The following is a 20,468-nucleotide window of genomic DNA, read 5'->3' as shown; positions in this document are numbered from 1 at the left end:
ATGTCCGCCGAGATCGTGCTCGGAGTCGGCGGTGGCATCGCCGCCTACAAGGCGTGCGAGCTGCTGCGGCTGTTCACGGAGTCGGGCCACCGGGTCCGGGTCGTACCGACCGCGTCGGCGCTCCGCTTCGTCGGGGCGCCGACCTGGGCGGCGCTGTCCGGCCAGCCGGTCGCCGACGACGTCTGGTCCGCGGTGCACGAGGTGCCCCATGTGCGGCTCGGCCAGCAGGCCGACCTGGTGGTCGTCGCGCCGGCCACGGCGGATCTGCTCGCCCGGGCCGCCCACGGCCTCGCCGACGACCTGCTCACCAACACCCTGCTCACCGCCCGCTGTCCGGTGGTGCTCGCCCCGGCGATGCACACCGAGATGTGGGAGCACCCCGCCACCGTCGCCAACGTGGCCACCCTGCGCTCGCGGGGGGTACGGGTGATCGAGCCCGCCGTCGGCCGGCTCACCGGCGCCGACAGCGGCAAGGGCCGGCTACCCGACCCGGCCGAGATCTTCGCCGTCGCCCGCCGGGCCCTCGCCCGGGGCGTCGACGCCCCCGCCGATCTGGCCGGCCGGCACCTGGTGGTCACCGCCGGCGGCACCCGGGAACCCCTCGATCCGGTCCGTTTCCTCGGCAACCGGTCCTCCGGCAAGCAGGGCTACGCGTTCGCCCGGGCCGCCGTCGCCCGGGGTGCCCGGGTCACGCTGATCGCCGCCAACGTCTCGCTGCCCGACCCCGCCGGGGCCGACCTGGTCCGGGTGGGCACGACCGAGGAACTTCGCACCGCGACCCTGGCCGCCGCCGACAATGCCGACGCGGTGGTGATGGCGGCGGCGCCGTCGGATTTCCGGCCGGCGACCTACGCGACCGGCAAGATCAAGAAGTCGGACGACGGCAGCGCGCCGACCATCGCGCTGGTCACCAACCCGGACATCGCCGCCGAGCTGGGCCGTCGCCGTCGACCGGAGCAGGTGCTGGTGGTGTTCGCCGCCGAGACCGGCGACGCCGAGGCCAACGGCCGGGCCAAACTCGCCCGCAAACGCGCCGACCTCGTCGTCGTCAACGAGGTGGGCGTCGACAAGGTCTTCGGTGCCGAAACCAACGCGGCCACCGTCATCGGTGCCGACGGCAGCGTGCACCGCCTGCCCGAGCAGGCCAAGGAGGATCTGGCCGACCGGGTCTGGGACCTCGTACGCGACAGGTGGCCCGCCCGTTCCTGATCGGTGGATGCCGGCTCGCCCGGTCGTGAGCGGTACGCGAGGGTGACTAGACTGCTGCGGAACGATTATCTAAAGAGCTTAGGAGTGCCGTGACACGCCGCCTCTTCACGTCCGAATCGGTCACGGAAGGCCACCCGGACAAGATCGCCGACCAGATCAGCGACGGGATCCTCGACGCCCTGCTCACCCAGGACCCGCACAGCCGGGTGGCGGTCGAGACCCTGATCACCACCGGTCAGGTCCACGTCGCCGGCGAGGTGACCACCAAGGCGTACGCCGACATCCCGACCATCGTCCGCGAGACGATCCTGGGTATCGGTTACGACTCGTCGAAGAAGGGTTTCGACGGCGCTTCCTGTGGCGTCAGCGTCTCCATCGGTGCCCAGTCGCCGGACATCGCCCAGGGTGTCGACAACGCCTTCGAGTTGCGCACGGGTGCGTCGGAGAGCGCGTTGGACGCCCAGGGTGCCGGCGACCAGGGCATGATGTTCGGTTTCGCCTGCTCCGAGACGCCCGAGCTGATGCCGTTGCCGATCGCCTTGGCCCACCGGTTGGCCCAGCGGTTGTCGGCGGTGCGTAAGGACGGCACGATCCCGTACCTGCGGCCGGACGGCAAGACGCAGGTCACCATCGAGTACGAGGGGCTGCGCCCGGTACGGCTGAACACCGTGGTGGTGTCCAGCCAGCACGCCGCGGACATCTCCCTGGACTCGCTGCTGACCCCGGACGTGCGGGACCACGTCATCGCCCCGGAGCTGGAGAGCCTGGGCCTGGACACCGAGGACTACCGGCTCCTGGTCAACCCGACGGGTCGGTTCGAGATCGGTGGCCCGATGGGTGACGCCGGCCTGACCGGCCGGAAGATCATCGTCGACACCTACGGCGGGTACGCCCGGCACGGTGGTGGCGCGTTCTCCGGCAAGGACCCGTCCAAGGTGGACCGTTCGGCGGCGTACGCGATGCGGTGGGTGGCCAAGAACGTAGTCGCCGCCGGCCTCGCGGAGCGCTGCGAGGCGCAGGTCGCGTACGCGATCGGCAAGGCCCACCCGGTCAGCCTCTTCATCGAGACCTTCGGCACCGAGAACGTGCCGGTGGAGCGGATCGAGCGGGCCGTCGGCGAGGTCTTCGACCTGCGGCCGGCCGCGATCATCCGGGACCTCGACCTGCTGCGTCCGATCTACCGGCAGACCGCGGCCTACGGTCACTTCGGCCGGGAGCTGCCGGAGCTGGCCTGGGAGAACACCGACCGGGCCGCCGACCTGAAGTCGGTAGCGGGCGCCTGACCGGTACCACGCCCAGCGACCGGCGACCCGCTGACGGGTCGCCGGTCGCTCGGGTTTGCGTCGACGTCGCGCTGCCGCACCTCGACCGTCCCTTCGACTACCTGGTTCCCGCCGGACTGGCCGACGACGCGGTCCCCGGGGTGCGGGTCAAGGTCCGGTTCGCCGGTCAACTGGTCGACGGGTGGCTGCTGGAGCGGGTCGACAGCTCCGCGCACGACGGCCGGCTGGCCTACCTGGAGAAGGTGATCTCACCGGAGCCGGTGCTGGCCCCCGAGGTGGCCCGGCTGGCCCGCGCGGTCGCCGACCGGTACGCCGGCAACCTCGCCGACGTGCTCCGGCTGGCCGTCCCGCCCCGGCACGCCCGCGTCGAGAAGGAACCCCGTGCCGACCCCGCGCAGGTCGACTCCGCCCGTGCCGGCACCGACCCGGGCGACGACGGACCGACGCCGCCCGCCGTGGATCTCGCCCCGGGCGCGGGAGACGGCCCCGCCCGGCGTGGTGCGGCCGGGGTCGACCCGCGGGGCTGGCGGGACTATCCGGCCGGCCCGGCGTTCCTGACGGCGCTCGCCGACGGGAGGGCCCCCCGGGCGGTCTGGTCGGCGCTGGCCGGGGAGGACTGGGCGGCCCGCTACGCCGACGCGGTCGCCGCCACCCTCTCCGGTGGGCGGGGCGCGGTCGTGGTGGTCGCCGACGCCCGGGACCTCGACCGGCTCGACGCGGCGCTGACCACCCTGCTCGGCCCCGGACGGCACGTGACCCTCTCCGCCGCGCTCGGTCCCGCCCGCCGCTACCGGGCCTTCCTGGCCGTCCGGCGGGGCGACGTGCCGGTGGTGATCGGCACCCGGGCCGCCATGTTCGCCCCCGTCGACCGGCTCGGCCTGGTGGCGATCTGGGACGACGGGGACGACCTGCACGCCGAGCCCCGGGCCCCCTACCCGCACGCGCGGGAGGTGCTGCTCACCCGGGCCCGGCTCGCCGACGCCGCCGCGCTGGTCGGCGGCTGGACCCGGACCGCCGAGGGGCAGTTGCTGGTGGAGACGGGGTGGGCCCGCGAGGTGGTGGCGGATCGGGCGACCCTGCGGGCGCGTACCCCGGCCATCGCCCCGACCGGGGACGACCCGCAACTGGCCCGCGACCCGGGCGCGGCGACGGCCCGGCTGCCCAGCCTGGCCTGGACCACCGCCCGGGACACCCTGCGTGCGGACGCGCCGGTGCTGGTCCAGGTTCCCCGCCGGGGCTACCTGCCCTCGGTCTCCTGCGCGGAATGCCGCACCCCGGCCCGCTGCCCGCACTGCGCGGGTCCGTTGGCGCTGCGCGCCGCCGACGCCCCGCCGGCCTGCCGCTGGTGCGGCCGGGTCACCGCCGCGTACGCCTGTCCGCAGTGCGGCGGGCGGCGGCTGCGGGCGGCCGTCACCGGGGCCCGTCGGACCGCCGAGGAGCTGGGCCGGGCGTTCCCCGGGGTGCCGGTGCGCACCTCGGGCCGCGACGAGGTGCTCGCTACCGTGCCGACCGGTGCGGCGCTGGTCATCGCCACCCCGGGTGCCGAGCCGGTGGCCGACGGCGGGTACGGCGCGGTTCTGCTGCTGGACTCCTGGGCGCTGCTCACCCGGGCCGACCTGCGGGCCGGCGAGGAGGCGCTGCGGCGGTGGCTGTCCGCGGCGGCACTGGCCCGTCCCGCCCCGGCCGGCGGGAAGGTGGTGGTGGTCGCCGACGGGGCGCTGGCCCCGGTGCAGGCGCTGCTGCGCTGGGACCCGGGCTGGTTCGCCGCGCGGGAGCTGGCCGAGCGGCGGGAACTGGGCTTCCCACCGGCGGTGAAGATGGCCAGCGTCACCGGGGGAGCGGAGGCGGTGGCCGACCTGCTGGCGCAGGCCCGGCTGCCGGACGGGGCGGAGGTGCTCGGCCCGGTCCCCGCCGACGAGGACCGGGAACGGATGCTGGTCCGGGTGCCCCGGTCCCGGGCCGCCGCGCTGGCCGGCGCGCTGCACACCGCCGCCGGGGTCCGCAGCGCCCGGCGGGCCGCCGAACCGGTCCGCCTCCAGGTCGACCCGCTCGCCCTGTTCTGAGTCGTCGGTCAGTTCCGTCGGGTGCCCGGCCAGCCCGCCGTCGCACCCCGGGTCCGCCGGCCGGCGGGCGTACGCGTGATAGCATCGCCCCTCATGCCCGGGCGCACGAATGGCGCGACGAAGGCGGGAACGCGTCGGGTCGACGCCAAATCGATGATCTCAATCAGCCGGTGAGCAGGGGTGGGCCAGTCGTGACCGTTCGTCAGTCGATCGTCTTCAACGGTGACCTCGGCAGCGGCAAGAGCACCGTCTCCGTCGAGATCGCCAAGCGGCTGGGCCTGCGCCGGGTCAGCGTCGGTGACCTCTACCGGCAGATGGCCCAGGAACGCCAGATGACCGCGCTCCAGCTCAACCTGCACGCCGAGCTGGACCAGGCCGTCGACGGCTACGTCGACCAGCTCCAGCGGGACATCGCCGCCTCCGGCGAGTCGCTGGTGATGGACTCCCGGCTGGCCTGGCACTTCTTCACCGACGCGCTCAAGGTGCACATGATCACCGAGCCGGCCGAGGCGGCCCGCCGGGTGCTGCTGCGCCCCTCCGGGCCGGCCGAGAGCTACACCTCGCTGGCCGAGGCCGAGGCCAGACTGCGCGAACGCAGCGACAGCGAGCGTAACCGGTTCATCCTCCGCTACGGCGTCGACAAGGCCCGGCTGCGCAACTACGACCTGGTCTGCGACACCACCCGGGCCTCCGCCGAGGAGGTCATCACGCACATCGTCGACGCGTACGAGGGCCGGCTCGCCCCCGACGTGCTGCGCGACGCCCCGCCGCTGCTGCTGCTCGACCCGGCCCGGGTCTACCCGACCGAGGACGTCGCCACCCTGCGCGGGCTCGACGGGTCCGGGCTCGTCGGGGAGCTGGCGGCGGCCGGCGACGAGGCCCTCGCCCCGCTGCGGATCGGCTTCACCGGCGAGTACTTCTTCGTCGTCGACGGGCACCGCCGGCTCAGCGCCGCCCTGCGCAACGGCTTCCCGCTGGTGCCCGCGCAGCTCGTCGCCGAGGTGGACGAGCCGGTCGTCGGGCAGACGAGCGCCGTCGACTACTTCGCCGCCCACGTGCGCCCCAGCCTCGTGCACGACTGGGAGGCCGCCCACGGCACCCGGCTGCCGCTGCCCGAGCACGCCCTGCTCGGCGGGGACGCCGTGCTGGCCGGCGAACCGGGCGCCGGCGTCTGACCCGGCCGTCCCACCCCGATCACCACCCGTCGCGGTACGCCGGCCGGTGCCCCCGCCGCACTCCGTAGACTGGTACGGCACCACGCCGTCCAACGAAGGAGCCACCCCGCGTGACCGTCCAGCCCATCCGTCTGTTCGGGGACCCGGTGCTGCGCACGCCGGCCGATCCGGTCGTCGACTTCGACGTCGAGCTGCGTAGGCTCATCGCCGACCTCACCGAAACGATGCGTGACCGCAGCGGTGCCGGGCTGGCGGCCCCCCAGATCGGCGTGGGCCTGCGGGTGTTCACCTTCGAGGTGGACGACGTGCTCGGCCACCTGGTCAACCCGGTGCTGGAGTTCCCCGACGCCGAGGAGCAGGACGGCCCGGAGGGCTGTCTGTCCATCCCCGGGCTCTACTTCGACACCAAGCGCCGGCAGAACGTGATCGCCAAGGGCTTCAACGGCTACGGCGACCCGATGCAGATCGTCGGCACCGGGCTGATGGCCCGCTGCGTCCAGCACGAGACCGACCACCTCGACGGGGTGCTCTTCCTCGACCGGCTGGACCCGGCCGGGCGCAAGGAGGCGATGAAGGCGATCCGCCAGGCCGACTGGTACGACGAGGCCGCCCCGCCGACGGTCAAGCTCAGCCCGCACGCCGCCGGTAACCCCTTCGGCCTGGGCCGGTGACCGCCGGAATGCGTCTGCTCTTCGCCGGTACGCCGGCCGTCGCCGTCCCCGCCCTGGCCGCCGTGCACGCCTCCGGGCACGAGGTGGTGGCCGTGGTGACCCGCCCCGACGCGCCCGCCGGTCGGGGCCGGGGCGTGTCGCGGTCCCCGGTCGGCCTCTGGGCCGACGAGCACGGCGTCGAGGTGCTCACCCCGGCCCGCCCCCGGGAGCCGGAGTTCCTCGACCGGCTCCGCACGCTGGCCCCCGACTGCGTGCCGGTGGTCGCCTACGGCGCGCTGGTGCCCCCGGCGGCGCTGGAGATCCCCCGGCACGGCTGGGTCAACCTGCACTTCTCGCTGCTGCCCGCCTGGCGGGGCGCGGCACCCGTGCAGCACGCGGTGCTGCACGGCGACGAGCTGACCGGGGCCAGCGTCTTCCAGCTGGAGCAGGGGCTGGACACCGGCCCGGTCTACGGCACGCTCACCGACGAGATCCGCCCCACCGACACCTCCGGTGACCTGCTGGAACGGCTCGCCCACTCCGGGGCCGGGCTGTTGGTCGCCGTCCTGGACGCGATCGCGGCGGGCACCGCCCGGGCCGAACCGCAGCCCGCCGACGGGGTCTCGCTGGCCCCGAAACTGACAGTGGACGACGCCCGGGTGCGGTGGGGCGACCCCGCGTTCGCGGTCGACCGGCGGGTGCGCGCCTGCACCCCCGCCCCGGGCCCGTGGACGACCTTCCGTGGCGACCGGGTCAAGCTCGGCCCGGTCACCCCGGTCGGCAACGGCCCCACCCTGAAACCTGGAGAACTGCTGGTGGAGAAGTCCCGCGTGCTGGCCGGCACGGCGACCGTGCCGGTGCAGCTCGGTGAGGTGCGCGCGGCGGGCAAGAAGGCCATGCCGGCCACCGACTGGGCGCGTGGCGTCCGGGTCGCCGTCGGGGAGGAACTCGCGTGACCGGGCCGACCGCACGCCCCGACCGTCCGGCCGACAGCGACCGGCGCGGCGACGACCGGCGGCCCTCCGGCGGCACCCGGGGCGACCGCCCCGCCCGCACCGGCGGGTGGGGCGACCGGGCCGGAGCCGACCGGCGCGGCGGGCGACCCGGCCGACCGGCCCGTCCGGCCGTCGACCTGCCCCGGTACGCCGCCTACCAGGCGGTCGCGGCGGTGCACCGCGACGACGCGTACGCCAATCTGGTGTTGCCGGCGATCCTGCGCGAGCAGGGGCTGGCCGGGCGGGACGCCGCCTTCGCCACCGAGCTGACCTACGGCACCCTGCGGCAGCTCGGCACCCTCGACACGATCCTCACCGCCGCCGCCGGTCGGGACGTCGCACGGATCGACCCGCCGGTGCGCGACGCGTTGCGGCTCGGCGCCTACCAGCTGCTGCACACCCGGGTCCCGGCGCACGCCGCCGTGTCCTCCACTGTCGACCTGGTCCGCACGGTGGGGGAGGGGGCCACCGGCTTCGCCAACGCGGTGCTGCGCGAGGTGGCCGGCCAGGACGTCGACGCGTGGACGGCCAAGCTCGCCCCGACGATGGCCGCCGACCCGATCGGCCACCTGGCCGTCACCTACAGCCACCCGCAGTGGATCGTGCGGGCCTTCGCCGACGCCCTCGGCGGTGACCTGGGCGAGGTGACCCGGCTGCTGATCGAGGACAACGAACGCCCGCCGGTGCACCTGTGCGCCCGTCCGGGCCTCCTCGATCCGGCCGAACTGGCCGACGAGGTCGGCGGCGCGCCGGGCGCGTTCTCGCCGTACGCGGTCTACCTGCCCGGTGGCGCGCCCGGTGACCTGCCGGCGCTGGCCGACGGCCGGGCGCACGTGCAGGACGAGGGTTCCCAGCTGGTGGCGAACGCGCTGGCCACGGCCCCGTTGGAGGGTCACGACGGCCGCTGGCTGGACCTGTGCGCGGGCCCCGGTGGCAAGGCCGGCCTGCTCGGCGCGCTCGCCGCGCAGCGGGGTGCCCGGCTGACCGCGGTGGAGGTCTCGGAGCACCGGGCCCGGCTGGTCGAGCAGGCCACCCGGGGTCTGCCGGTGAACGTGCTGCACACCGACGGGCGCACGGTCGGGGCCGATCCGAAGCTGCCGGAGGGGCACTTCGACCGGGTGCTCGTCGACGCCCCGTGCACCGGGCTGGGGTCGCTGCGCCGCCGGCCCGAGTCGCGCTGGCGGCGGCAGCCGTCGGACCTGCCGCCGTTGACCCGGTTGCAGCGGGAACTGCTCTCCGCCGCGCTGCGGGCGGCCCGTCCGGGCGGTCTGGTCGGCTACGTCACCTGTTCCCCGCACACCGTGGAGACGCACGTGACGGTCACCGAGGCGGCCCGGCGCGCGGGGGTGCCGGCGGACTTCGTCGACGCCCGGACGGTCCTGCCGCCGGGCATGCCCGGCCTGGGCGACGGCCCCACCGTCCAACTCTGGCCGCACCGCCACGGCACCGACGCCATGTTCCTGGCCCTGCTCCGCCGCACCTGACCCGCCCCGCCCTGCTCCCGTCGCCGCCCCGCCCGGCTGTCCTCGGTGATCAAGAGAATTGCGTCAACGATCCGTCGGCGGATGACGCGAACCTCTTGATCACCGGGGCGGTAGCGGGGGTGGGCGCGTGGAGTGGAAGATGGGTCAGATGGTGGGTAGGCCCTCGGGGCCCGCGCCGCGCATCGAGCGGGTCAGCTTCCGGTCGTCGCTCCACAGGAAACAGCGGATGCCCCGGTCGCCCTCCTCCCACTCCCGCTGCGACGGCGGATAGAAGATCGACCCGGCCCGGTACGGCAGTTCGCTGTTGTTGGGCACCTCGGCGAAGCCGGCGATCAGGGCCATGCACCGCCGGTGCACCCGCTGGTTGGCACGACTGAAATCGGCCCAGCTCAGGTCGCTGCGTTCCAGGTAGACGCCGACGAACTCGGCGCGGTGCGGCTCGGAGCAGAGCACCGGGGCCATGTAGTTGAGATTGTTGCCGATCAGCTTGGGATCGAAGCAGCGGTGGCTGAGCGGATTGTCGCCGATCATCGCCCCACGCAGGCTGCCGACGCGGTTGACCGGTCGGGTGTTGTCGATGCTGTCGGTCTCGCTGAGGTCGCACCGGAACCAGCGGGCGCCACTGTTCCACGCCGAGTTCGCCGGCAGCGCGATGTTCATCGTCAGCCGGGCCGAGTGCCAGTCGCCACCGAGGACGTCCCGGGCCCGCTGGTCGCACTCGGTACGGGCGGGACGCAGCGCGGCGGAGCCCGGCTCGGGCCGCTCACCCCGGGCCACCGCGCCGGTGAACGTGCCGACGTGGATGGTCTCGGCGAGGTGACTGCGCGCGCAGTCCACCGTCTCGTAGGTGCCGGCCTGCACGACCGGGGTGATCCGGGGCAGGCAGGCGTCCGTGGCGGGCACGAACGACTGGGCGACCGGCAGCACCGGCCAGTCGTCGAGCAGGTCGCCGTCGGCACCGTGCTGCGGTACGCAGCCGCTGAGCGCCACCGTCACGGTGCCGGCCAGCGCCAGCGCCACGAGCCACCGTCGCATCGTCCGCCCTTTCCGGGGTCGACGGTCCGTCGCCGTGCCCCGCCCGGCGTGCCCGCCGCCGGGCGAGCATCATACGTGACCGTCCCTGATGGAGTGTTGCCTCTTGCGGGCCGTTCGGCCAGTCGACACCGGCTGTTCGTCCCGGACCCCCGGGGAGCGGGGCCGTTGGTGCACCACGGGTCACGCCTGGGTCACAGGGCGTCGCTCATGGTGCCGCGCTGTCCGCGGCGGGTGGCCGCGTTCGTACACTTGCCCTGTGACCGTACCGCCGTCGATCATCGCGCCCAGCATCCTCGCCGCCGATTTCGCCCGCCTCGCCGATGAAGTCCGCGCCGTCGAGGACGCCGCGGACTGGTTGCACGTCGACGTGATGGACAACCACTTCGTGCCCAACCTCACCATCGGCCTGCCGGTGGTGCAGAGCCTGCGGGCGGTGACCCGGCTCCCGTTCGACGTGCACCTCATGATCACCGACCCGCGGCGGTGGGCCCCCGGCTACGCCGACGCCGGCGCGTACAACGTGACCTTCCACGCCGAGGCGTGCGACGACCCGGTCGCCCTGGCCAAGGACCTGCGCTCGGCCGGCGCGAAGGCCGGGCTGGCCATCGACCGGGACACGCCGATCGAGCCGTACCTCGACCTGCTGCCCAGCTTCGACACCCTGCTGATCATGACGATCAAGGCCGGCTTCGGCGGGCAACGCTTCATCCCGCAACTGCTGGACAAGGTGCGCGCGGCCCGCCGGCACGTCGACAGCGGCCACCTGGAACTGCGCATCGAGGTCGACGGCGGAATCGCCGCCGACACCATCGAGCAGGCCGCGGCGGCCGGTGCGGACGCCTTCGTCGCCGGCACCGCCGTGTACGGTGCGGACGACCCGGCCGAGGCGGTCCGTCGCCTGCGCGGGCTGGCGGAGCGCGCCGACGCCGGGGCCTGAGGTGGAACCCACCGGCGACCGTCCCGACGTGATCCTGGTCGTCGACGACGACGAGGACATCGCCCGCTTCGTCGAGTTCAACCTGCGGCTGCACGGCTTCGAGGTGCTGCACGCCGGGGACGGCCAGGAGGCGCTCGACATGATCGAGCAGCACAAGCCGGACCTGGCCGTGGTCGACCTGATGATGCCGCGCATCGACGGCCTGGAGCTGACCCGCCGGCTGCGCGCCAACCCGATCACCTCGGCCCTGCCGGTGATCATGTTGACCGCCAAGGGCATGACCGTGGACAAGGTGCACGGGCTCAGCGCCGGTGCCGACGACTACCTGGTCAAGCCGTTCGACACCGCCGAGCTGGTGGCCCGGGTCAGCTCCACGTTGCGCCGCAACAAGGAGTTCCGCGAGGTCTCCCCGCTGACCGGCCTGCCCGGCAACAGCCGGATCCGTCGGGAGATCAGCGACCGGGTCCGCAGCGGCGTCGACTACGCCGTCGGCTACATCGACATCGACCGGTTCAAGAGCGTCAACGACCGGTACGGCTTCGTGCGGGGCGACGAGTTCATCTCCGCGCTGGCCCGCAGCCTGTACCGGGCGGTGGTCGCGATCGGGCTGCCGCCGGCCTTCCTCGGCCACGTCGGCGGCGACGACTTCGTGATCGTCTGCGCCCCCGACCAGATCCGCCCGCTGACCTCCCGGGCCGTGGTCGACTTCGAGAAGACCGCCGACACCCTCTACGACCCGACCGACCGGGAACGCGGCTTCGTCGAGCTGAAGGACCGGCGGGGCAACATCCGGCGGGCGGCCCTGGTCACCCTGTCGATCGGTGTGTCGCTCTCCGACGCCCGTAAGCGCTTCACCGACCCGCTGGCCGCGATCGCCGTGGCCAGCGAGATGAAAACGGTCGCCAAGAGCCAACCGGGGTCATACGTCGCGGTCGACCGGCGACGTGCCGACGGGGTGTGAAGTAGCACGCTGGAGGTGGCGGACTCCCCGGGGTGACGTGTAAGACTTCGCATGTACCCACCACGCGCTGGCGGGGCTCGGTGAAATTCCGAACCGGCGGTGATCCACGCTCGACGTGGTAAGCCCGCGACCCGGACGGCTGTGCCGCCCGGTGGACCTGGTGAGAATCCGGGGCCGACGGTGGGGGAGCGGTCCGTCCGCACCCCCGACAGTCCGGATGGGAGACAGCGCGCGGGCGGGGCGGGCCTGCGTGGCGTCTCTTACGACCGCGTGGGCTCCCCGGGGGCGGCGCTACCGTTCCCGGTTCCGCCGCCGCCTGCCCGCCTGCTCCCGTACCGCCCGCGCGGGGACCGGCGAGCGAGAGGGCAGGGCATGGGCGGCGTCTCCGTGGACGAGGCGATGCGTCGTGCCATCGAGTTGGGCGCGCGGGGCCTCGGCACCACCAGTCCCAATCCGGTCGTCGGCTGCGTGCTGCTCGACGCGGACGGCGTCGTCGTCGGGGAGGGCTTCCACGCCTACACCGGCGGGCCGCACGCCGAGATCGTCGCGCTCGCCCAGGCCGGCGAGCGGGCCCGGGGTGGTACCGCCGTGGTCACCCTGGAACCCTGTGACCACACCGGTCGCACCGGCCCGTGCAGTCACGCGCTGATCCGCGCCGGCATCGCCCGGGTGGTCATCGCCGTACCCGACCCCAACCCGGTCGCCTCGGGCGGCGCCGCCACCCTGCGCGCCGCCGGGGTGCGGGTCGAGTTCGGGGTACGCGCCGACGAGGCCGAGGCCGGCAACGTCGCCTGGCTGACCTCGATGCGGCGCGGCTGGCCGTACCTGATCTGGAAGTACGCCGCGACCCTCGACGGCCGGTCCGCGGCGGCCGACGGCAGCAGCATGTGGATCACCTCCGAGGCGGCCCGGATGGACGTGCACGCGTTGCGCGGCACGGTCGACGCGGTCATCGCCGGCGTCGGCACCGTGCTCGCCGACGACCCCCGGTTGACCGCCCGCAACCTGCGTGACGGCACCCTGGCGATCCGCCAGCCGCTGCGGGTGGTGGTGGACAGCGCGGGACGTACCCCCGCCGACGCCCGGGTCCGCGACGGCGCCGCCCGGACCTGGATCGCCACCGCCGCCGAGGTCGGCGCCGGCCCGGACGGCCGGGTCGACCTGCCGGCCCTGCTGGCCGAGCTGCACCACCGGGGGGTACGCGCCGCGTTGCTGGAGGGCGGCCCCCGGCTGGCCGGGGCGTTCCTCGCCGCCGGCCTGGTCGACCGGATCGTCGGGTACGTCGCGCCGAAGCTGCTCGGGGCCGGTCCGACCGCGCTGGTCGACGCGGGTGTGACGACCATCGCCGACGCCATCGATCTGGAAATCACCGACGTTACCCGGGTCGGGTCCGACCTGAGGATCACCGCGCTGCCCCGGAAGAGGGAGGCCTGAGATGTTCACCGGCATCGTCGAGGAGTTGGGCGAGGTCGTCCGGATCGCCGACACCGGGGGTGATTCCGCGCTGGTCGCGATCCGCGGCCCGCTGGTCACCTCGGACGCCCGGCACGGCGACTCCATCGCGGTCAACGGGGTCTGCCTGACCGTGGTCGAGGTCGACGGCGGGGTGTTCACCGCCGACGTGATGGGCGAGACGCTGCGCCGCTCGGCGCTGGGCGGGCTGCGCCCCGGCGACCCGGTGAACCTGGAGCGGGCCGCCGCGCTGAACAGCCGGCTCGGCGGGCACCTGGTGCAGGGCCACGTCGACGGCGTCGGCGAGGTGCTCTCCCGGGAACCGGCCGCGCAGTGGGAGACGCTGCGGTTCCGGCTCCCCACCACCCTGGCCCGGTACGTGGTGGAGAAGGGCTCGATCACCGTCGACGGGGTGTCGCTGACGGTGGCGGCGGTCGGCGACGACTGGTTCACCGTCGGGCTGATCCCCACCACCCTCAAGCTCACCACGCTCGGCGGACGGGGGGTCGGCGCGCCGGTCAACCTGGAGGTGGACGTGCTGGCCAAGTACGTCGAACGCCTCCTCGACGCCCGGCTGCCCGCCGGCCCCGCCGGGACCGACGGCACCGCCCCGGCGCTGCCCGGGGACGCCACCGGAGGGGCGCGGTGACCGGCCCGGTCGGCTGGCTGCTCGACGCGCAGGTGCACGTCGTCGGCTCCCCGGTGCTGGTCCGGGAGATCGTCGGCAACGCCTTCGGGCTGCTCTCGGCGCTGCTCGGGCTGCGCCGGCTGGTCTGGGCCTGGCCGGTCGGCATGATCGGCAACGGGCTGCTGTTCACCGTCTTCCTCGGCGGGGTGTTCGCCACCCCGCAGGCCCACGACCTCTACGGCCAGGCCGGCCGGCAGGTCTTCTTCTTCGCGGTCAGCGTCTACGGCTGGTGGCGCTGGTCGCGCAACCGCCGCCAGGGCGGGGACGCCCCGGCGGTCACCCCCCGCTGGGCCACCGGCCGGGAACGGCTCGGTCTGCTGCTGGCCGCCGTGCTCGGCACCGCGCTGGGCTATCCGCTGCTCGCCGCGCTCGGCTCGTGGGGGCCGCTGCCGGACGCCTGGATCCTCACCGGCAGCCTGCTGGCCACCTACGGGATGGCCCGGGGCTGGGTGGAGTTCTGGCTGGTCTGGATCGCGGTGGACGCGGTCGGCGTACCGCTGCTGCTGCGCGGCGGCTTCTACCCCTCGGCGGCGATGTACCTGGTCTACGGCGCGCTCTGCGGCTGGGGCTTCGCCGCCTGGTGGCGCACCTCGCGGGCCAGCCGTGCGGTGTCGGCACCGATCCCGTCCACCTACTCGGAGGTCGTGGCATGAGCACCCAGGCGGTCACCTTCGCCCGGATCGAGGAGGCGGTGGCGGACATCGCCGCCGGCCGGCCCGTCGTGGTGGTCGACGACGAGGACCGGGAGAACGAGGGCGACCTGATCTTCGCCGCCGAGCTGGCCACCCCGGAGCTGCTCGCCTTCATGGTCCGGTGGACCTCCGGCTACGTCTGCGTCCCGCTGACCGAGGCGGAGTGCGACCGGCTGGACCTGCCGCCGATGCACCACACCAACCAGGACCGGCGCGGCACCGCCTACACGGTGACCGTGGACGCCCGGGAGGGGGTCAGCACCGGCATCTCGGCCGCCGACCGGGCGCACACCATCCGGCTGCTCGCCGACCCCGGCACCGACCCGACGGACCTGGCCCGCCCCGGCCACGTGGTGCCGCTGCGGGCCCGCGCCGGCGGGGTGCTGCGCCGACCCGGGCACACCGAGGCGGCGGTCGACCTGACCCGGCTGGCCGGGCTGCGTCCCGCCGGGGTGCTCTGCGAGCTGGTCAACGACGACGGCACCATGATGCGCCTGCCGGATCTGGAGAAGTTCTGCGCCGAGCACTCGCTCACCCTGGTCACCATCGCCGATCTGGTGGCCTACCGGCGGCGGCACGAGAAGCAGGTGGAGCAGGTCGCGCAGGCGCGGATGCCCACCCCGTACGGGGTGTTCCGGGCGCTGGGCTACCGGGCCGAACACGACCCGGCCGAGCACGTCGCGCTGGTCTTCGGTGAGCTGGGCGACGGCGAGGACGTGCTGGTGCGGGTGCACTCCGAGTGCCTGACCGGGGACGTCTTCGGCTCGCTGCGCTGCGACTGCGGGCCGCAGTTGCAGGCGTCGCTGGCCCGGGTCGCCCGGGAGGGGCGGGGCGTGGTGCTCTACGTGCGCGGGCACGAGGGGCGCGGCATCGGCCTGTTGCACAAGCTCCAGGCGTACCAGCTCCAGGACCAGGGCCGCGACACCGTGGACGCGAACCTCGACCTGGGGCTGCCGGCCGACGCCCGGGACTACGGCACCGGCGCGCAGATCCTCTACGACCTGGGGGTGCGCTCGATGCGGCTGCTCACCAACAACCCGGCCAAGCGGGCCGGGCTGGAGGGGTACGGGCTGACCGTCACCGGCCGGGAGGGGCTGCCGGTCCGGCCGCACCCGGAGAACGTCCGCTACCTGCGGACCAAGCGGGACCGGATGGGCCACCTGTTGGACGAGCTGGACGAGGTGACCGAGGCCCCGATGGGCCGGCCGGTCCCCGGCGACGAGATCGGAGCATGACGATGGCGGGTTTCGGTGAACCCGGAGTGACCCCGGTGGACGCCGCCGGGCTGACCGTCGGGGTGGTGGCGGCGCGCTGGCACGGCGAGCTGACCGACCACATGCTCGACCGGGCGGTGGCCGCCGCGCAGGCGTGCGGGGCGCGGGTGGTGACGGCCCGGGTGGCCGGCTCGGTGGAGTTGCCGGTGGTGGCGCAGGCCCTGGCCCGGCGCTGCGACGTGGTGGTGGCGCTGGGCGTGGTGGTGCGCGGTGCGACCGCCCACTTCGACTACGTCTGCCGGTCGGTGACCGACGGCCTGACCCGGGTCGCCCTGGACGAGGGCAAGCCGGTGGCGCACGGGGTGCTGACCGTGGAGAACCTCGACCAGGCCCGGGACCGGGCCGGGCTGCCCGGCTCGGCCGAGGACAAGGGCTGGTCGGCGACGGTGGCCGCCCTGGACGCCGCCCTGGCCGTCCGGGCCGTGTCCACGGCCAACGGCCACCGCGTCGGCTTCACCGGCTGACCACCCGCCAGGGCCCGCCGGGCCGGCGGGCTGTGGCCTCTTGGGCCGATGTTGCGGGGTCCGGCGGACGTAGACCCCGCAACATCGGCCCACGCGTGTCGTTCCGGAGGGCGCGGTCCCGCTACAGCCGGCCGGCCTCGATGATCCGTTTCAGGAACTGCCGGGTCCGGGGTTGGGTCGGTTCGCCGAACACCTGTGCGGGCGGCCCGGCCTCGACCACCCGGCCGGCGTCGAGGAAACAGACCTGGTCGGCGACCTCCCGGGCGAACCCCATCTCGTGGGTGGCCAGCACCATCGTCATACCGTCGGCCTTGAGGTCCCGGATCATCGCCAGCACCTCGCCGACCAGCTCCGGGTCGAGCGCCGAGGTGACCTCGTCCAGCAGCATCAGCCGGGGCGAGTTGGCCAGCGCCCGCACGATCGCCACCCGCTGCTGCTGGCCGCCGGAGAGCCGGTCCGGGTAGGCGTCCGCCCGGTCGGCCAACCCGACCCGGGCCAGCAGCTCCCGGGCCTGCGCCTCGGCCTCGGCCCGCGCCCGCCGGTGCACCCGGCGCGGCGCGAGGGTGACGTTGTCCAGCACGCTCAGGTGCGGAAACAGGTTGTACGACTGGAACACCATGCCGATGCGCCGACGGACCCGGTCGGGGTCGACCCGGGGGTCGGAGATCTCCTCGCCGTCGAGCGTGATGGTCCCGTCGTCGAGTTCCTCCAGCAGGTTGACGCAGCGCAGCAGCGTCGACTTGCCCGACCCGGACGCCCCGATCAGGGCCACCACCTGATGTTCGTCGACGGTCAGGTCGAGCCCGTCGAGCACCACCCGCCCGCCGAACTCCTTGCGTACCCCCCGGCAGGTCAGCACGGCCATGGTCAGCCTCCGGACTGGCGTCGGGCCGCGCGCAGCGTCACCCAGTCGGTGACCGCGATCAGCGGGATGGCGAGCAGCACGAACAGCACCCCGGCCACGATGTACGGGGTGTAGTTGAAGCTCTGCGCGGTGGCGATCTGGGCCGCCCGGACGGCGTCGATCGGGCCGGCCAGGGAGACCAGGCCGACGTCCTTCTGTAACGCCACCACGTCGTTGAGCAGCGGCGGCGCGACCCGCCGGACGGCCTGCGGCAGCACCACGTGCCGCATGGTCTGCCGGTAGGTCAACCCCAGCGAGCGGGCCGCCGCGAGCTGGCTGGGGTGGACCGACTCGATGCCGGCCCGGAACACCTCCGCCAGGTAGCCGCCGTAGGTGAGCACCAGCGCCAGCCCGCCGAGCACCAGCACCGGGGGCATGCCCTGCAACCGCAGGCCGGGCACGCCGAGGGTGAGCACGTACAGCACGATGATCAGCGGCAGACCCCGGAAGGTGTACGTGTACCCGGCGGCGAGCGCGCGGACCGGGAAGAAGACCGGCCCGCGCAGGGTCCGCAGCAGCGCGACCAGCAGGCCGAGCAGCAGCGCCCCGACGGCGCAGCAGACCAGCAGCCGGACGTTGAGCCACAGTCCGGTGAGCACCTCCGGCAGGGCGTCGCGGGCGATCGTCGGGTCGAGGAACGACCGGCGGACCCGGTCCCAGCCGGGCGCGCCGGTGACCGCGACGACCAGCAGCGTGCCGAGCACCGCCGTGGAGGCGGCGGCGACCAGCACGCTGCGGGTCGTCTGCCGACGCCGGTACGCGGCCCGCCGCCGCTGGGCCACCGACGGGCGGTGGAGCCCGTCCACCGCCGGGCTGCCGTCGCCTGCTGACACCCGGCTCACTGGAGTTCGGTCGCCCCCGCCACCTGGGCGAGCCACTTCTGCTCCAACTGCTTGAGCGTGCCGGCCTCGGCGAGTTCACCCACCGTCCTGCTGACGCACAGGGTGAGCGGGGAGTCCTTGTCCAGCAGCAGCCCGAACGCCTCCGGTGCGCCCACCTGCGGCAGCTGGCCGACGATGGTGGCGTCGGTGACCTCCGCACCGGTGATGTAGAACGCGGTCGGCAGGTCGACCACCAGCCCGTCGATCTGGCCGTTCTGCAGGGCCTTCTTGGCGTCGTCGTTGCTGTTGTAGACCTGCGGCTTGACCGAGGGCTTGATCAGGGCGGTGATCGCCTGGTAGCTGGTCGTGCCGACCTGCGCGCCGAGCTTGGCGTTCTTCAGGTCCGCCACCGACTTCTTCCCGGCGATCTTGGACGACTTGAGCGCGATGACCGTCTGGCGCACCAGGTAGTACGGGGCGGAGAAGTCGACCGCCTGCTTGCGTTCCTCGGTGATGGAGAATTGGTTGATGTCGAAGTCGAAGGTCTTCGGGCCCGGGGCGATGGCGGTGTCGAACTTCACCCGGGTCCAGGTGACGTCCCCGCGGGCGTACCCGAGCTTCTCGGCCACCGCGTACGCGACGGCGGACTCGAAACCCTCGCCGTTGTCCGGCTTGTCGCCCTTGAACCACGGCTCGTACGCGGGTTCGTCGGTGGCGATGGTGAGCTTGCCGGGCGTGCGGGTCTTCAGGCTGTCCTTGGCGCAGGACGCCGCGGTGGGGACGGTGTCGGGGGTGGTGGGTGTGGGGTCCTGCGGTGCGCATCCGGCCACGGCGACGAGGAGCACGGCGGCGGTGGCGGCGGCGCGGGTACGTGAGCTGCTGCTGACCATGGCCGCCAGGATAGAGAAGACCACCGATCCCTCGAAGGGTGTCCCATCAGGTAGATGGGAGATCGATGTGCAAACGTGTCCGGGTCGTTGCCGGTGGCCGGTGACCCGCGCCCCGGCCGGCCGGAGCGCCCGGCCTCCTCGGGTGCGTCCCAGCCTGCGGGAACGGGGTGTGGGCGGGGTGACCCGGCCGGACCCCGGAGCGCACGGCGTCGGTGGGTGGCTGGAAGAATCCGGTTCCGTGAAGACGTTCGAGGAGTTGTTCGCCGAGCTCCAGGCCAAGGCAGCCGCCGGCACGCCGGGTTCCGGCACGGTCGACGCCCTGGCCAAGGGGGTGCACTTCGTCGGCAAGAAGGTCGTCGAGGAGGCGGCCGAGTCGTGGATGGCCGCCGAGCACGAGGGCCCGGAGCGCACCGCCGAGGAGATCTCCCAGCTGCTGTACCAGGTGCAGGTGCTGATGCTGGCCAGCGGTCTGGAGCTGAAGGACGTCTACCGACATCTGTGAGTGCGCCCGCGTCGTTGATCTGATCCGATCGAAGGAGCACTCCGTCATGCTGCGTGTCGCCGTACCCAACAAGGGGGCCCTGGCCGAGAAGGCCGCCCAGATGCTGCGCGAGGCGGGCTACCGCCAGCGCACCGACCCCAAGGACCTGGTCTGCCCGGACGAGGCCAACGACATCGAGTTCTTCTACCTGCGCCCGAAGGACATCGCCACCTACGTCGGCTCGGGTGATCTCGACGTCGGGATCACCGGCCGGGACCTGCTGATCGACTCCGGTGCGCCCGCCGAGGAGGTGGTCGACCTGGCGTTCGGCCGGGCCACCTTCCGCTTCGCCGCCCGTCCCGAGGACGTCGGCGACGTGCAGGAGCTGGGCGGGCACCGGATCGCCACCGCGTACCCGGGGCTGGTCGAGCGCTATCTGGCCGAGCTGGGCGTCAAGGCCGACGTGATCCGGCTCGACGGCGCGGTGGAGAACGCCATCCGGCTCGGGGTCGCCGACGTCGTCGCCGACGTGGTGGAGACCGGGGCGACGCTGCGCCAGGCCGGGCTGGTCGTGTTCGGCGATCCGCTGCTGCGGTCCTCGGCGGTGCTGGTCCGCCGGGCCGGCGCGCCGGCCCACCCGCAGGCGGAGCAGTTGCTGCGTCGCCTGCACGGGGTGCTGGTGGCCCGCCGGTACGTGATGCTCGCCTACGACGTGCCGGCCGGCCTGCTCGACCGGGCCAGCGGGCTGACCCCGGGCATCGAGTCGCCTACGGTCTCCCCGCTGCACCGGGAGGGCTGGGTCGCCGTGCAGGCGATGGTGCTCCGCGACGACGTCCACCGGATCATGGACGAGCTGTACGAGCTGGGCGCCCGCGCCATCCTGGTCACCAACATCCACGCCTGCCGCCTCTGACCCCGCCCGGCGCACGCCGCGCTGCCCGGCGGGCTCGGAGTCGTGCCCGTCGCGCCCCTCGCGCTCGACCACTACGGGGCCGATACAGCGGGATCAT

General features: G+C 73.9%; 20 protein-coding genes and 1 riboswitch. Of the genes, 16 read left to right on the top strand and 4 right to left on the bottom strand.

Features of this window, described 5'->3' with window-relative positions; translation table 11 throughout:
* From coaBC to ACN260_RS18445, 7 genes are all read left to right on the top strand, one after another.
* A complete protein-coding gene (gene coaBC / locus ACN260_RS18475) occupies nt 1-1,209 on the top strand; it encodes a bifunctional phosphopantothenoylcysteine decarboxylase/phosphopantothenate--cysteine ligase CoaBC (RefSeq protein WP_422756749.1) in 1,209 nt (402 codons plus the stop codon).
* 89 nt (nt 1,210-1,298) lie between these two features.
* Nucleotides 1,299-2,492: a methionine adenosyltransferase gene (gene metK / locus ACN260_RS18470; protein WP_422752295.1), complete on the top strand. Its 1,194-nt coding sequence runs from the start codon at nt 1,299-1,301 to the stop codon at nt 2,490-2,492.
* The gene (locus tag ACN260_RS18465) at nt 2,489-4,555 is read left to right on the top strand and encodes a primosomal protein N' (protein WP_422756748.1); all 2,067 of its coding nucleotides are present in this window, start codon (nt 2,489-2,491) and stop codon (nt 4,553-4,555) included. Before metK ends, ACN260_RS18465 begins: the two co-directional genes overlap by 4 nt.
* A gap of 191 nt (nt 4,556-4,746) precedes the next feature.
* Nucleotides 4,747-5,730, top strand: a complete 984-nt coding sequence (locus ACN260_RS18460; protein WP_422752294.1) for an AAA family ATPase — start codon at nt 4,747-4,749, stop codon at nt 5,728-5,730.
* A 110-nt stretch (nt 5,731-5,840) separates the two neighbouring features.
* Nucleotides 5,841-6,401: a peptide deformylase gene (gene def / locus ACN260_RS18455; RefSeq protein WP_422752293.1), complete on the top strand. Its 561-nt coding sequence runs from the start codon at nt 5,841-5,843 to the stop codon at nt 6,399-6,401.
* Nucleotides 6,402-6,409: 8 nt separating this feature from the next.
* Nucleotides 6,410-7,336, top strand: coding sequence for a methionyl-tRNA formyltransferase (gene fmt, locus ACN260_RS18450; protein WP_422756747.1), 927 nt, complete (start codon nt 6,410-6,412; stop codon nt 7,334-7,336).
* Nucleotides 7,333-8,859 carry an RsmB/NOP family class I SAM-dependent RNA methyltransferase gene (locus ACN260_RS18445; RefSeq protein ID WP_422752292.1) on the top strand — a complete coding sequence of 509 codons (1,527 nt, stop codon included), beginning with the start codon at nt 7,333-7,335 and terminating at the stop codon, nt 8,857-8,859. Before fmt ends, ACN260_RS18445 begins: the two co-directional genes overlap by 4 nt.
* A gap of 144 nt (nt 8,860-9,003) precedes the next feature.
* Here the strand turns inward: ACN260_RS18445 and ACN260_RS18440 are convergent, their stop codons facing one another.
* Nucleotides 9,004-9,894 carry a septum formation family protein gene (locus ACN260_RS18440; protein ID WP_422752291.1) on the bottom strand — a complete coding sequence of 297 codons (891 nt, stop codon included), beginning with the start codon at nt 9,892-9,894 and terminating at the stop codon, nt 9,004-9,006.
* A gap of 256 nt (nt 9,895-10,150) precedes the next feature.
* Between ACN260_RS18440 and rpe the strand changes: the two genes are divergently transcribed.
* The 7 genes from rpe (at nt 10,151) to ribH (ending at nt 16,362) form a co-directional block, all read left to right on the top strand.
* A complete protein-coding gene (rpe, locus tag ACN260_RS18435) occupies nt 10,151-10,831 on the top strand; it encodes a ribulose-phosphate 3-epimerase (protein ID WP_422752290.1) in 681 nt (226 codons plus the stop codon).
* A 1-nt stretch (nt 10,832) separates the two neighbouring features.
* Nucleotides 10,833-11,792, top strand: a complete 960-nt coding sequence (locus ACN260_RS18430) for a response regulator (RefSeq protein ID WP_088645203.1) — start codon at nt 10,833-10,835, stop codon at nt 11,790-11,792.
* A 62-nt stretch (nt 11,793-11,854) separates the two neighbouring features.
* Nucleotides 11,855-12,025, top strand: a riboswitch (FMN riboswitch).
* 139 nt (nt 12,026-12,164) lie between these two features.
* On the top strand, nt 12,165-13,226 hold the full coding sequence (gene ribD, locus ACN260_RS18425; RefSeq protein ID WP_422752289.1) for a bifunctional diaminohydroxyphosphoribosylaminopyrimidine deaminase/5-amino-6-(5-phosphoribosylamino)uracil reductase RibD: 1,062 nt from the start codon (nt 12,165-12,167) through the stop codon (nt 13,224-13,226).
* A 1-nt stretch (nt 13,227) separates the two neighbouring features.
* Nucleotides 13,228-13,893, top strand: coding sequence for a riboflavin synthase (locus ACN260_RS18420; protein WP_422752288.1), 666 nt, complete (start codon nt 13,228-13,230; stop codon nt 13,891-13,893).
* Nucleotides 13,890-14,585: a nicotinamide riboside transporter PnuC gene (gene pnuC, locus ACN260_RS18415; protein WP_422752287.1), complete on the top strand. Its 696-nt coding sequence runs from the start codon at nt 13,890-13,892 to the stop codon at nt 14,583-14,585. The genes ACN260_RS18420 and pnuC overlap by 4 nt, the downstream gene beginning before the upstream one ends.
* Nucleotides 14,582-15,859 (top strand): bifunctional 3,4-dihydroxy-2-butanone-4-phosphate synthase/GTP cyclohydrolase II, encoded by a 1,278-nt coding sequence (locus ACN260_RS18410; RefSeq protein WP_145918945.1) that lies wholly within the window; start codon nt 14,582-14,584, stop codon nt 15,857-15,859. Before pnuC ends, ACN260_RS18410 begins: the two co-directional genes overlap by 4 nt.
* 2 nt (nt 15,860-15,861) lie before the next feature.
* On the top strand, nt 15,862-16,362 hold the full coding sequence (ribH, locus tag ACN260_RS18405; RefSeq protein ID WP_422756746.1) for a 6,7-dimethyl-8-ribityllumazine synthase: 501 nt from the start codon (nt 15,862-15,864) through the stop codon (nt 16,360-16,362).
* Between the two features lie 121 nt (nt 16,363-16,483).
* Here ribH and ACN260_RS18400 read toward each other — a convergent pair whose 3' ends face one another.
* From ACN260_RS18400 to ACN260_RS18390, 3 genes are read right to left on the bottom strand one after another with little or no spacing between them, the layout of a single operon-like run.
* Nucleotides 16,484-17,227, bottom strand: coding sequence for an amino acid ABC transporter ATP-binding protein (locus ACN260_RS18400; RefSeq protein ID WP_422752286.1), 744 nt, complete (start codon nt 17,225-17,227; stop codon nt 16,484-16,486).
* Nucleotides 17,228-17,229: 2 nt separating this feature from the next.
* Nucleotides 17,230-18,099 (bottom strand): amino acid ABC transporter permease, encoded by an 870-nt coding sequence (locus tag ACN260_RS18395; protein ID WP_422752285.1) that lies wholly within the window; start codon nt 18,097-18,099, stop codon nt 17,230-17,232.
* A gap of 5 nt (nt 18,100-18,104) precedes the next feature.
* Nucleotides 18,105-18,977 carry an ABC transporter substrate-binding protein gene (locus ACN260_RS18390; protein ID WP_422752284.1) on the bottom strand — a complete coding sequence of 291 codons (873 nt, stop codon included), beginning with the start codon at nt 18,975-18,977 and terminating at the stop codon, nt 18,105-18,107.
* 220 nt (nt 18,978-19,197) lie between these two features.
* On the opposite strand from ACN260_RS18390, the gene ACN260_RS18385 reads away from it, so the two are divergent.
* Nucleotides 19,198-19,479: a phosphoribosyl-ATP diphosphatase gene (locus ACN260_RS18385; protein WP_204927713.1), complete on the top strand. Its 282-nt coding sequence runs from the start codon at nt 19,198-19,200 to the stop codon at nt 19,477-19,479.
* A 46-nt stretch (nt 19,480-19,525) separates the two neighbouring features.
* Nucleotides 19,526-20,371, top strand: a complete 846-nt coding sequence (gene hisG / locus ACN260_RS18380; RefSeq protein ID WP_145918948.1) for an ATP phosphoribosyltransferase — start codon at nt 19,526-19,528, stop codon at nt 20,369-20,371.
* Nucleotides 20,372-20,468 lie beyond the last annotated feature (97 nt).

It is taken from the genome of Micromonospora sp. WMMD708 (assembly GCF_049315245.1).
Lineage (GTDB): Bacteria > Actinomycetota > Actinomycetes > Mycobacteriales > Micromonosporaceae > Micromonospora > Micromonospora wenchangensis.
Note: the sequence above shows the minus strand (reverse complement) of the source record. Positions and strands in the feature narration are given on the sequence as shown.